Source organism: Candidatus Accumulibacter propinquus (genome assembly GCF_056856495.1).
Genome location: NZ_JBSEHC010000002.1, coordinates 134,695 through 147,549 on the forward strand (window position 1 = coordinate 134,695; position 12,855 = coordinate 147,549).

Below are 12,855 nucleotides of genomic sequence, written 5' to 3' on the forward strand. Positions count from 1 at the left end.
GCGCAACTCTGCAATGGCCATCATCTCGCCTTACCGTAACAAACGTGTCCTGATCATCGACGATGTCCCGGCCATGCGCAGCTCCATCCGTAGTCAATTGACCGGTCTGGGCGTGGAGCTAACCAGCGTTGCGGGCACTGTCCGGGATGCGCTCGAGGTCATCAAGAGCAACCGGATCGATATCATCCTTTGCGACTATTACCTCGGTGGCGGCTCGGACGGGCAGCAGTTCCTCGAGTTTCTACGGACTCGCGCGATCATCAGTCGGGCGACGCTGTTCGTCATGATCACGGCCGAAAAGAGCTACAGTTCGGTGATCACCGCGGCCGAATGTTTGCCGGACGACTACCTGCTGAAGCCCTTTACCGCGGACACCCTGAAGTCTCGCATCGACCGTCTGCTGGAAAAGAAGACCCGCTTGCTGGAGGTAGACAAACTGCAGGATCAGGGGCGCTGGCAGGAGATCATTCCGGTCTGCGACGAGATCATTGCCGCCAGGGACAAATACCTGGTGGACGCGATGCGCATCAAGGGCAATGCGCTGATCATGACCAAACGCTTCGACCAGGCCATCGCCTTCTATCAGCAGGCACTGCAAATGCGTTCGATGCCCTGGGCCAAACTGGGGCTGGCGAAAGCCTATCAGGGCAATGGCGAGCATGCACAGGCAAAGGAAGCTCTGACCGACCTTCTGGTCGAGACCCCGCGTTTCCTGGCGGCCTACGATGTCCTCGGCCGCCTGCACCGGGACACCGGCCAGGTCGAGGAGGCTCTGTTGGTGCTCGACCGGGCATCGGAGATGTCCCCCAACTCTTTGGCTCGCCATCGTGCAATTGCCGGGTTCGCCGAGGAAGCAGGGGATTTCGGTCGCGTCGAAAAAGCCATGAGCATCGTTGTTCAGAAGACCCGCAAGTCGCCGTTGCGCGACCTCAGTGATTACGCCAGGCTCGGCAATGCACTGACCGAGCTTGGCGACGCCGGCAAGGCCATCGCCCTGATCAATGAGGCCAGAACCACCTTCAAGGAGGCCGGCGACACGCCGCTTCTGGCCGCCGTGGAAGCGGTTGCGCAGCACCGGGCGGGCCATCCCGAACTGGCGCAGCAGGCCCTAGAACGCGCCATGCAAGGGGACACCCAGACCTTGTCGGAAGCGGTGAAGCTTGCCGTCGCAAAGGCCTGTCTGGTGCATGGCAAGCAGGAAGAGGCGGAGCAGATGCTCAAGGATGTGTTGCAGAACAACCCGGGCCAGGCCGTATTGCAAGTGAGCATTACGCAGATGATGCAAGCGCATGGTACTCCTGAGCGCGCGCAGGAACTGATCAGCAGCAGCAATGCCGAGATTATCCGGATCAACGACGACGCCGTCAGGAAGGGGCAGTCTGGCGATTTCCGGACGGCAGCGGCAATGCTGAGGGAAGCGGCGGAACGCTTGCCCGGCAACCTGCAGATCGTCGCCAACGCGGCCTACGCCCTGTTTCTCGATGTCTACGCCAATGGTCTTGACGAGGAGAAGGTGCAAGCTGCGCGGCGTTACCAACAGTTGCTGCTCGGCAAGGACGCCGCTCATCCCAGGCTGAGCGCCATTGCCGAAATCGCGGCAAAGGTTCAGCGCAAGTTTCGCTTGCCGGCGAACTCATGAGATTCGCCGAGATTGCCACGCTGACCCTGCACGACGTCAAGAATCGCCTGGCTCAACTGGCCGGGCGTGCCGAGGCCAGGGGCGATGTCGAAACGCTGCGTGAAGCCATGGCCGCCGCAGAGACGCTGACCAAGCTGCTGATCTATTACCGCTCGGATGTGGGCAGCCTGGCTCTGGATATCGATGCCCACGCGCCGGTCGATCTTGCCGCCGAGTTTGTCGACGCTGCTTTCCTGCGTGGCAACTGCCAGGTTGACGTCGATTGCTCACAGGCGCCAACCCTGTGGTTTTACGATCAAGCCCTGGTGCGCATGGTACTGGCCAACGCCGTACAAAACGCCGCGCGGCATGCGCGTACACGGATCGCCATCGAGGTTGCGGAAAGCGATGAGTTTCTGGAGTTCGTTGTCCGCGACGACGGAAGCGGCTTCAATGAACAGCTCCTGAATGATGCTGGCGGGGCGGCGGTACATGTGACCGGGGAAGGCACTGGACTTGGGCTGAGGCTGGCACGTCGCATCGCAGAAATGCACGAGAACGCCGGCCTGCGCGGCCAGATCCGGCTTGAGAACGAGCACGGCGCGGTTTTTCGTCTGTTACTGCCAAGATAGGGTAGGGCGCGGGTCCCGAAATGGCGGACAACAAGACCCGGCGCACCTTCCTCCAGGAAACAGCTGCCGAAGCCCTACAAAACAGTGAACGGCGCTGTCGCAGGGCATCGGGTTAGCAGACCTGTTTCAGGACGGCGACGACCACCGACGCGGATCTGGGCGCTCCTGTCGCCGGCGTGGGCAGGGGGTCACTTCGCGGTGGCGCCGGTCGTTGTAGTCCCTGCGCGCAACCGGTCGTCAGTCACGATTTTCGCCCCGACGTCCTTCAGCAGGCGCTGGAATTCCGGCGAGTCCATGATGATCGTTCCGGCCGCGGCGCGCAGTCGGTCGACGGCCTCGTCCGGTAGCACGAATGACGTCGGCTGTTCGTTCAGATAGGCCAGTTCGTCCTTGTCCTTGAGCGCTGCGAACGACACGTCTATGGCATAGATCTCGGCGTTCGGCACACGTAGCGCAGCAGCGACAGCAGGATCCCTGTTGGCGGCCATGGCCGCCGAGTTGCCGATCAGACGCAGGGTCTGCCAACGCGCCGCGACGTCCCGCAACAGTTCGATCGCCTCGTACGAGTAGCGGTCGATCGGCACGCCGGCCGACTTCAGGAGGATGTTCAAGGTACCGGGTGGAATTTCGGATTTGTCCCAGTTGGTCGGCGGCGAAGAGAGCGAATTGACGATGAAGACGATGATCCGGCGAGCGCTGTCGAGTGGCGTCGGTGCGCCCGCCTCGTGCAAGGCCTGCGAGACTTCCAGGGCGTCGAGCACCGCGCGCATGCCGACATTGTCGGAGACACCACCGTCCACGAGATGCAGGTAAGGCCGGTGAACGCCGTCGCCGTAGGCCTGCATGTCCTTCAGCGAGCGGATCGCTCGCGCCGCCGGCCGTGGCGGTTCCGCCGATTCGGCGAACCGCTGCAACCAGTCGGGCATGCGCGTATGGCAGGTGCCGCCGTAGTTGTTGATCGTCACTGGCGAGAGCACCACCGGCACCGCCGACGACGCCGCGGCGGCGCGCGACAGTGGCACCGCATTGAGATCCGAGCAGATGATATCGAAGGTGCTCTGGTTGAAAACAAAACGGGCACCGGTCGATATGTCGGTGGCCGACGCCAGGATCAGCGGGCCACGGCCGCGGTCCAGGTCGCCGAAGGTGGCCCCGTCGAACAGGACTTCGTCGTACAACTGCGCCGCCAGTTCGGAGCGGCCCCAGCCCAGCGACCACAGGTTGCCCCAGTTGCGCGGGCTGAACGTACGGGCGATGATCTCGCCCTGCACATTGCGCTTCAGGAAGCGTCGTTCGTAGTCGGTGAACAGTTTGTCACCGTAAAGGCCGTAGGCCAACGCGGTGAAACTGCCGCCCGAGACGCCGGTAATGACGTTGACTTCGTCGAGCAGGCGCGCGGTGTGGCCCGCCGGTCCGACGACTTCGGTTCTCCGAAGAAATTCGAGGACGCCGTACGAAAAGGCGGCAGCGCGCGTGCCGCCGCCCGAGAACGCGAGGATCACCAGGTTTTCCTTGTTCCTGACATACGCCTGACGCGTTTCGAAGCGGTAACCGCTGCGCGGGTCGGCCTGCGTCAGCGGCGGATTGATCGGACGGCTGGCGCAACCGCCGAGCAGAAACAGCAGGACAAGTACCAGAAGGGTCGGCTTGGGCAGTGAAGTCATCGGTGCAGGGGTGGATCAACGAAAAGTCGATCATACCCTTTCCGGCCTCTGTTGAATGGCCATGCGCAGGCTGTACGCCGCGATGAACCGTGTCAATCTTCATAAGAGGGAGATAAAATAGGCGGACTTGCAGCGTATTGAAGTGATTGACCTGGAGTCTGTGTTGTCCGCGGCAAAAGCCGTCTTCGACGGGCCGTGCGCAGCGGGCGAGTGCGGCAGCAGGGATTCAGTGTGTGACAGATCCGGAGCGAAAGGAATGAGAAGGCCATGAGAGGGATACTTGCGGATCGGGATCACCGGCGGCCTGCCCGCATGCGCCTTGGCCATGCCCAGGTGAAATGGTTGGCGAGCAGGGTTTTGGCGTGCGTGCTGATCTGTTCGCCAACGGCGCTTGCCAGTCCCGGTGCCGAGCAGGTGCGCTGCACCGACGAACCACGCAGCAAGTGGCTGCCCGAAGAGCAGATCAGGAAGATCTTCGGAGCCGATCAATACGCGATAGTCAAGTTCAAGGTGACACGCACGAACTGTTATGAGTTCTACGCGGTGACGCAGTCCGGACAGATTATCGAAGCGTACTACCACCCGATCACCGGCAAACTGGTGAAAGAGAACCGCCTGTAGCGATCAGTGGCCTTGGCGGCTTGTCGGTAGCAGGGTAACACCCAGCCCCCGGCGCGATGGCTGCGGCTGCGCGGCACGCTCCCGGCGCGCTCGCGTGCGGCGACTCAATCCGTGCCCAGTTTCGCCAGACCCGTCAGGTCCCCGCGTCGTAAATCCGCCCGCAGCGAGGTCAGGTCCGCACCGGCCTGCACGACGCGCGTGAAATCCTTTGCCGAGCGCGGCGGACCGACATAAATCGCGCCGACCAGCACCCCCTGGCGCAGGATCAGCCGCCACCAGGAGGCCGCGTTCGGTAACGCGGTGTACTCCTCGTCGCCGGGCCGGGCAGCGATTTCGCCAAAGCTGCGCAGGTCGATCCCGTCGCATTTGAGCTGGAGAACGACGCGAGGTGCCTGGTAGGGTTGCGGCTGACCGAGCAGCGCGCCGGCGGCGGTGGCGGCCTGCGCGGCGCCCACCGCCCACAGACCGCGCAGCGCGCCAGGCAACTCGGCCACATCGCCGACGGCGTAGATGTCCGGGTCGCTGCTGCGCATGCAGGCATCCACCCTGATGCCGTGGCCGACTTCCAGGCCGGCAGCGCGTGCCAGTTGTGCATTCGCGCTGATGCCCAGGCAAGCGACGAACACGTCCGCCCTGGCACACGGTCCGTGCGCCAGCCAGGCGGCCCGCAACCCTTCGCCCTGGCCTTCCCAGCGGCTGACATTGACCTCTGTCAGCACCTGGATGCCGATGCCTTCCAGATAGGCGGCGAGGCGGGCGGCGCCCTGGTGGTCGAGCTGGGTGTTCATCAGACGGTCCGATCGCTGCAGCAGCGTGACGTGCAGGCCGAGGTGGTGCAGGGCGTCGGCCGCTTCGACGCCGAGTACACCGCCGCCGATCACCAGCGCCCGGCGTGCCCGCCGCAATTGCACGTGCTGGCGCAACGCCTGGGCGTCTTCGGCCGAGCGCAGCACGAAGGCGTTGTCGAATGAGAGAAAATCCGGGTCCGGCGTGGTGCAGTGGGCGCCGGTGGCGAGGATCAGCTTGTCGTAGGGCAGCGATTCACCGGTGGCCAGCAGTACGGTCTTGTTCTGCCGGTCCACCGAGCGGGCGATCGAGTTGCGCCAGACTTCGACCCGATTCTTGGCGTACCAGTTGTCCGGGATCAGTTGCAGGCCGTCCATGCCGGCGCGACCGTAGATCAGGCGGCCGATGGCCATGCGATTGTAGAAGTGCAGCGGTTCGCTGGTGATCATGTCGATCTGCAGCGAGTCGCTCAGCCGACGCAGGTGTTCCGCGGCGCTGGTGCCGGCGACACCGTTGCCGATGATCACCACCCGCGCAACACCGCTGGCGAGGGCGTGGTCTACTGCCGGTGCGGCGGGGGCGGCCAGGGTGGGTTCGGGAGCGGCGGAAGTTGGATCGCGGTCGATGACCACCGGGCCGCTGACGCGGCACATGCACGCCAGCCGCGCCTTGCCTTCAAGCCCCAGTCGCCGCAGGGTCGCAGTTTCGTCGTCGCCGGCGGCGGACAGGTGTTTGCTGCCTTCACAGACCACGACCGCATCGGCACCACACAGACCGGCCCGGCAGCCGTAGTTGATCTTCAGACCGGCGCTTTCGATGGCATCGAGCAGGGTCGCACCCTTGGCGACCGGGAAGGCGACCTTCGTCTCCCGGTCGGTCACCTGCGCTGCCTGCGTGCCGCCGAAGCGGGTGCGCAACTGCGTCTTGCGGGTTGGCTCCGGCGTCGCGTCGGCGGCTTTGCTCGAAGCCTGCCTGAACATCCTTTCCGCGTGGAGACTGGAAACCAGCAACACCATCCCGCCAATGGCGCCGACGCTGCGGGTCGCGGCGATCAGCCACTCGGGCGCCGCGAAGGAGAGGAAATAGGCCAGGGTGTCGAGCACGATGGGGCCGGCAAACCAGTAGAAGATGGCCAGTGCGACAGCGGCAAAAACCGCTGCGACGCGATGTGGCGAAAGCGGAAAGCAGCTGGTGGCGATGGCGTACAGGCCCGCCGAGGCGCAACACGAACCGAGCAGGATCGCCAGATAGAGTTCATGGCCATAGGTCTGGCTTGGCCCCTGCAGGAAATAGGCGCAGATCAGCCCCGGCAGCAGGCCGATGAACAGCCGCCGCTGGCTGGCGTAGCGCTGATCCGGGTCGACCAGGTCGGCGAAGATCGCACCGCGCGGGTTGAAGTCGTAGCAGTTCTTCTGGCAGCCGACGCAGGTCGGGCAATAGCCGTTCGGCACGACCACCAGCGGTGCATGGCCATAGGTGCGCTGGATCGGTCCCAGGGGGCAGAAGGTGCCGCACCAGCCGCTGCGTCCGGCAAACACCAGACCGCCGACAAAGGCCAGAATCAGGACTCCGACGATGCCGGCGGCGACCAGCCCGCCGGCTTGGTTGAGCAGGGCCGAACGGGCGGCGACGCAGGCGAGGAAGATGGCTACGGCAATGAGGAAGGCAGAATCCTTCCATTTGGCGGGTAGCGGCCGACTGCGGCTGCTGCCGGTCATGCGCGGAATCTGGTTGAGGAAGGCCATCGGGCAGACCTGGCGCCAGAGTCCCGGTGCGATCACCAGGATCGCCGGCAGTACGGGAATGGCCAGTCCCCACCACAGCCTGAGCCCGACGCCGGGGTTCAGCGCCAGCAGGGCGGCGAAGCCCAGGGTGACGAGCAGGGTCAGGATGCGCAGCATCTGCCATGCCGGCTTGGGCAGGGCCGACGCGCGCCTGGTGTAGTTGGCGAAGAATAGCTCGGGGCTCATGGCGTGGCTCTCGGGGGGCGGTCTCAACAGGCGATCTGGATCTGGCGCAGGCGACGGCTGGCATAGGCGGCGAGATCCTGGAGCAGGGCGATTGCCAGTGCGGGTTTCCAGGCCGCCAGTTGTTCGAAGGAAGCCCGGCGCAAGACCAGGATCTCGGTCGCTTCCAGGGCCATGGCGCCGAGCACGCTGACCTCGCCATCGAGAAAGGACTGGATGCCGAAGGCTTCGCCCTCCACCAGTCGATCCACTTCGTGCTCGGCCTCGTCTGCTTCGACAGTGGTCAGCCGGACGTTGCCGGAGACGACGATGAACAAGGCATCGTTGCGCTCGCCGGCGGCAATGATCCTGCTGCCGGCCGCGAAACGCAGTTCGGCAACGAAGTTGTCGAGGCTATCGAGTTCATCGTCCGAGAATTCCCGCAGTAGCGGGCGCAGGCCGGGCTGTCGACCTTGCGCAGTGATCTGTTCGTCTGGATCGGCGTAACTGAAGAACTTCATGCAGCCTCCTCGCGCCTGGCGGCCGGCGCTGATCGTCCTGGGTTGTGGAAGCAGGTGCCGAGTGACCCTGATCCCGGGGCTGGCGGTTGTGTACCACCAGGTCCGCGTTGCCCGCCCTGACTTTCGCTCGCTGATCGGGCGGCAGGGCGCTGCACGGAGTCTGAGTTGGCGTCGCTCGGCATCCTATGCATCCCTGTTTCGGTCGCGCTCGGTGGTGGCGTCAGCGAAGGTGTCGATGAACGAGCTGACGGGGTGGCCCGGCTGCAAGGGTGTGCGTCCGGCCCAGCGTTCGACGTAGATATCCCACAGCCTGGCCTTGCGTGAGCTGAGTAGTTGGCCGATGAAACTCTCCGCCGACGCCGCCTTGTCGATGGCCTCGGGAGCCAGTTCGTTGGCCAGTGTCAGTGTGGCGGCGCGCACGGCCGCGTCGGTTTGCCGGAAGTGCTGGCGCAAATCGCTCAAGGCGGTCTGGAATGCCTGGCGACTGTCCAGATAGGCGCGTCGTGGCGGGCCAAAAAGCACGCGCAGGGCTTCCTCGCTGGTCGGCATGATTGCCAGGGGGTTGCTGGCGCTCGCGCCAGGGCGAGCGCCAGCCGGCTGCGCCAGGGCGGCATCGCGCAGCGCCAGCAACTGCCGGACTTCTTCGGTGAGCAACAGGATCAGCTCCCCCATTCGTTCGCCGAGCACGGCGGCGTCGGCTTCGTCGAGGTCTTCCGGCGACAGCCCCAATCCTCTGGCGACGCCGGCCAGTACCCGGTCGTCGACCGGCGTCTGCAAGGGCGGCTCCGGCGTCACACCGGCGTCGCCCTTCTTGACTGGAGCGGCGGCTGGAGCGGCTGGAGCGGTTCCTGCGGCTTCAGCGAGCTTTTTGTTTTCTGGCGGCATGGGCGGGGTCTTGAGCACGCGCGCCAGGCGGGTGACCCCGTCTTCGACCAGCGGCACTTTTGCCGGCGTCGCCTCCTCGTCACGGCCGGCTGGCGCCGGGATCGCCGGAGGCAGGTCGGCAAGCATGGCGGCCGGATCGCCGCCGCGCCGCGTGCCGCCGGTGGGACGGGCTGGCGCCTGCAGTACTGGCGCGGGTGCGACAGGCTGCGCGGAAGGGTATTCGGCCTTGTCGGATTCCTGACTGGTGGGGGCCGGCGTGGCGACCTCCGCAAGACCGCTGACCTGCGCCGCAATCAGGTAACTGCCGATTGACAGGAGGTCCCCGTCGCGCAGACGGTGGTGGTCGCTGATGCGCTCGACGTTGCCATTGACGAAAGTGCCGTTGGATGAGGTGTCCTGGAGGACGAAGGCGCCATCGGCGAAGCGGATCGTGCAATGCTGCCGGGAAATGCCGCCGGCGCGGTCGGGCAACGTCCAGTCGGCGCTGTCGTCGCGGCCGATTCGGAGTTCGCCCTGGCGACCCAGTCGGGCGGTCAACGCAGGCTGATCGGCGAGTGTCGGCTTGTTCCGGACAGTCAATTCCAGCAGGGGTTCGGGGAGCATGCCGGCAACGATGCGGGTCCTGTCGTCGTCGGTTTGCTCGCTTTCAGCCGTCAGTTCGACCCGGATCAGGTAGTCGCCGATCACCAGTCGCTCGCCGTCCTGCAGCGTATGCGGGCTGGTCAGCCGGGACGTGCTGCCTTCGAGGAAAGTACCATTGGTCGACAGATCGTAAAGCAGGTAAGTCTCCTGCAAGCGCCTGATTTCGCAATGGCAGCCCGAGAGTACCCGCCTGGGGTCGGGCAGTGTCCACTCCAGTCCCTCCAAACGCCCCAGCCTGATGCTCTGGCGGTCACCAAAATCGATACGGGTCGTAACGGATGCAGGCAGATCAGAGGCGTCCGCAAGCGTCAGGCGAAGCTTCATGAGAAATCCCCGGAAAATGGTCGGATCGGTTCCACGATGGCAAGGTGCTGCTCGGTTTGCAGCGCAGATGATTCTGCATGGCGTGGATTCTCAGACAAAGCGCTTGTCCGGGGCAAGCGCTATCGCTCGCGGGCGAGGCCGGTGGTTCGTTGATGGGTCGCGATGTGCATTTGCTGGTGGCGGCTTGTTGCGCGTGATGACGGGGGACACCACATCGCATGATCAGCGCGCGGTTCGGGGGAAGCCGAACGTGGTCGCGCTGACAGGGCTCTTCGGGGCCGCTATACTTGTCGGGTTGCGATTCAAGCGGCCTCGCGGTTTCACTCCGAGGTCATCAAAACCAGTGCCACAAGATTACTGGAGAAATGTCATGATCCCTGGACGCTTGGCGTTGTTCACCGCGTCGATGCTGCTTTCGCTTTCGGCATTCGCGGCAAGCTGCAATAACTGCGGCAGTGTCGCGGAAGTCCGCGAGGTTCACGTCAAGGGCGAAGGCTCCGGCCTCGGTGCGGTTGCCGGCGGCGTTGTCGGTGGACTGCTCGGCAATCAGGTCGGCGGCGGCCGGGGCAAGACCGTGGCCACCGTGGCTGGCGTTGCGGGTGGCGCCTACGCCGGCCATCAGGTGGAAAAGAAGGTCAAGGAACAAACCGAGTATCAGGTCGTGGTGCGCATGGACAACGGCAAGACCCGACAAATCAAGTTCAACGAGAAGCCGGGCTTTTACTCCGGCGACCGGGTGCGCATCGACAACGGCGTGCTCAAGCGGATTGGGTCGTAAGCGGCGGTATCGCCATTGGCTTCAGAAGCCGCCAGGGCGTCACCCGGCAATGGCAGATCCTGTGCTTGCACTTACCCCTCAATCCACCGTTGCGAGTACAGCTTCGGCGCCTCGGTAGAGTTCGGGCAGGTCGGACGCTGCGAGCCTGAGCAGGCGCAGGCACGAACTGCCGAGCTTTGACCATTCCTGCGTGCGGCTACCGCCGGTCAGTTGCTGGACGATGTGTTCGGCCGTTTGACTGGCGGCTACCAGATAGCGGCTGCTGGCGGGCAGGCCGGAATCGAAGAAATCGATCGCCGATCGGTCATGGTGATGGCGGATCGCCAGGCAGATCTCTTCCGGCAACCACCAGTTCTGTGCCAGCAGACAGCCGACCATGGCGTGATCGGTCCTGAAATCCTGTTGTTCGACGGCCGTAAAGGCCAGATCGGTATTGGCATTGGCACTTTCCAGCGTTTGCCGGTAGGCCGGAAGGCGGATGAGCAGAACGGCAATGCCGCAGTCACGAAACAGCCCGTAGGTATAGGCATCACCGGCATCCAGGCGAGGGTTGGCCGTCTGCTGCGCGAGCCAGCTCGAGAGCACGGCAATCTGCGCCGAAGCGCCCCAGAAGCGCTCGAGCTGGCCGTTGTTCGGAAGCGCCTGACGCAGGCTGATGGCGGCCACGGCGCGGCTGGTGACATCCAGGCCGAGCATCAGGAGGGCTTCGTGCACCGAGCGAGCCCGGTTGCGAAAGCCGAAGTACGGGGAGTTTGCGGTCTTGATCAAACCGGCGGCCAGGCTGACGTCGACACTGATCAACTGCCCGACGTATCTCAGGTTGGGACTGGCGCTGCCCATCTCGGCCGTGATTCGGTCGATGATCAGCGGGCGCGGCGGGATGTCCAGATCCCTGAGCGATTGTTCGAGAACCCGGTCGACGGCGGGACGCTCGCCCAGGACATTGTCGGCAATTTCGGTCATTTCTGTTCTCGCTGTTTCATCCATGCCAGCAAGGCGTCTTCGGTCATCGGCCGGGCATGCAGGAAGCCCTGGCTCGCATCGACACCCGCCTCGGCCAGTGCCGCCAATTGGGTGTCGGTTTCCACGCCTTCGGCGACCACTATCATCCCGAGTTCCTGGCCAAGCCGCGTCATCCCCTTGACGATGGCGAAGGATCGCCGGTCGTCTGGCAGAACGCCGACGAAGGCTCGGTCGAGCTTGAGTTTGGTGGCTGGCAGGTCTTTCAGATTCGACAGGCAGGAATAGCCGGTACCGAAGTCGTCGATTGCCAGGCCGACGCCGACTTCGCGCGCGGTGCGCAGATTGGCCTGGACGGTTTCCGACAGATCCATGATCAGGGATTCGGTCAGTTCGAGTTCGATCAGTGCCGGCGGCACGTCGGCACAAATCAGGGCACCATGCAGCGCCTGGATGAACCTGGGCGAGAGGAGCTGAGCACGCGAGACATTGATCGCCAGTTTCGTCGGCGTGCCCTGCCGGCACAGGCGGGCCGCGCAGCGGGTGCCCTGGAGCAGGCTCCATTCGCCGAGGCGGACGATCAGGCCGGTTTTCTCGGCAACCGGAATGAACCGCGCCGGATCGACCTGCTGTCCATTGGCATAGCAGCGCATCAACGCTTCGACCGCCTCGACCCGGCCATCCAGGCCGAGGATGGGCTGGAAGTCGAGGCGCAGGCCACCACTTTCCAGGGCAGCATGCAGGGCGCTCTCGATGGCCAGTTCCTCGCGCGCCAGTTGCACCCCAAGGCGCCCGGTCAATGGCTCGTCGCCGGACATGACCAGACGATTACCGCCCTGGCGCTTGGCTTCTACCATCGCGCGGTCGGCGCGCTCGAGCAAAGCGATCGGATTTTCCCCGATCTGATTGATGGCAACGCCGATGCTGGCGGATGGCCGGATCAGGATGGTATCGATGCGTAATGGCCGTTCGATTTCGACAAGTAGTCTCCGCGCCAGCTGTTCGGCTTCGGCGTGGTCAATAGCGGGAACCAGCAGGACGAATTCGTCACTTCCGGTACGCGAGTACTCGCACTGGAGGCGAACGACCGCACGGATACGTTCAGCGATCAGTGCGATGACTCGATCGCCGCCGCGGTGTCCGAATGACTCATTGACCTGCCGGAAGCGGTCGATATCCACCCAGATGGTGCCCAATGGAATGTGACTGGTGTTGGACTCGGCCACCAGGATCGCCGCCGCACGCAGACCGGCCTTTCGGTTGAGAAATCCGGTGATCGGATCCAGCAGGGGATCCGCGACAGGCATGGTGTCGAAATAGCGCTGCGGACGTTCCGGTGGCGGACGATATGGATGGTCGATCATTGTTCTGCTTCCCGATGCGAGCCAATTCCGGTTGCCCTGATTGGCGTGCCTGTCTGATCGATCGAGCTTACGCAACAGCGCGCAAAGACGCTTGACCCGACAAGCCTTTCGCAT

General features: G+C 64.2%; 10 protein-coding genes. 4 read left to right on the forward strand and 6 right to left on the reverse strand.

The features are described 5' to 3' along the window. The first annotated feature begins 13 nt into the window (after positions 1–13). Positions 14–1,639 carry a tetratricopeptide repeat protein gene (locus AC15MQ_RS03125; RefSeq protein ID WP_332336378.1) on the forward strand — a complete coding sequence of 542 codons (1,626 nt, stop codon included), beginning with the start codon at positions 14–16 and terminating at the stop codon, positions 1,637–1,639. Next, on the forward strand, positions 1,636–2,250 hold the full coding sequence (locus tag AC15MQ_RS03130) for a sensor histidine kinase (protein WP_483079291.1): 615 nt from the start codon (positions 1,636–1,638) through the stop codon (positions 2,248–2,250). The genes AC15MQ_RS03125 and AC15MQ_RS03130 overlap by 4 nt, the downstream gene beginning before the upstream one ends. 188 nt (positions 2,251–2,438) lie before the next feature. On the opposite strand, the gene AC15MQ_RS03135 is transcribed toward AC15MQ_RS03130, so the two are convergent. Further along, the gene (locus AC15MQ_RS03135; RefSeq protein WP_287669358.1) at positions 2,439–3,914 is read right to left on the reverse strand and encodes a patatin-like phospholipase family protein; all 1,476 of its coding nucleotides are present in this window, start codon (positions 3,912–3,914) and stop codon (positions 2,439–2,441) included. A gap of 267 nt (positions 3,915–4,181) precedes the next feature. On the opposite strand from AC15MQ_RS03135, the gene AC15MQ_RS03140 reads away from it, so the two are divergent. Then, entirely contained in the window at positions 4,182–4,535 is a 354-nt protein-coding gene (locus AC15MQ_RS03140) for a PepSY domain-containing protein (RefSeq protein WP_287669357.1), read from the forward strand. Between the two features lie 104 nt (positions 4,536–4,639). Here the strand turns inward: AC15MQ_RS03140 and AC15MQ_RS03145 are convergent, their stop codons facing one another. The 3 genes from AC15MQ_RS03145 to tagH form a co-directional block, all read right to left on the reverse strand. Next, complete coding sequence (locus tag AC15MQ_RS03145) at positions 4,640–7,291, reverse strand: FAD-dependent oxidoreductase (protein ID WP_483079292.1); 2,652 nt, start codon at positions 7,289–7,291, stop codon at positions 4,640–4,642. 23 nt (positions 7,292–7,314) lie between these two features. Beyond that, complete coding sequence (locus AC15MQ_RS03150) at positions 7,315–7,788, reverse strand: Crp/Fnr family transcriptional regulator (protein ID WP_483079293.1); 474 nt, start codon at positions 7,786–7,788, stop codon at positions 7,315–7,317. Between the two features lie 183 nt (positions 7,789–7,971). After that, positions 7,972–9,639, reverse strand: a complete 1,668-nt coding sequence (tagH, locus tag AC15MQ_RS03155; protein ID WP_483079294.1) for a type VI secretion system-associated FHA domain protein TagH — start codon at positions 9,637–9,639, stop codon at positions 7,972–7,974. A 370-nt stretch (positions 9,640–10,009) separates the two neighbouring features. Here tagH and AC15MQ_RS03160 point away from each other — a divergent pair, with 370 nt between their 5' ends. After that, complete coding sequence (locus tag AC15MQ_RS03160; protein ID WP_287669346.1) at positions 10,010–10,417, forward strand: glycine zipper 2TM domain-containing protein; 408 nt, start codon at positions 10,010–10,012, stop codon at positions 10,415–10,417. Positions 10,418–10,495: 78 nt separating this feature from the next. Here the strand turns inward: AC15MQ_RS03160 and AC15MQ_RS03165 are convergent, their stop codons facing one another. After that, positions 10,496–11,380 carry an HDOD domain-containing protein gene (locus AC15MQ_RS03165; protein ID WP_483079295.1) on the reverse strand — a complete coding sequence of 295 codons (885 nt, stop codon included), beginning with the start codon at positions 11,378–11,380 and terminating at the stop codon, positions 10,496–10,498. Beyond that, entirely contained in the window at positions 11,377–12,741 is a 1,365-nt protein-coding gene (locus AC15MQ_RS03170; protein WP_350497480.1) for a putative bifunctional diguanylate cyclase/phosphodiesterase, read from the reverse strand. The genes AC15MQ_RS03165 and AC15MQ_RS03170 overlap by 4 nt, the downstream gene beginning before the upstream one ends. Positions 12,742–12,855 lie beyond the last annotated feature (114 nt).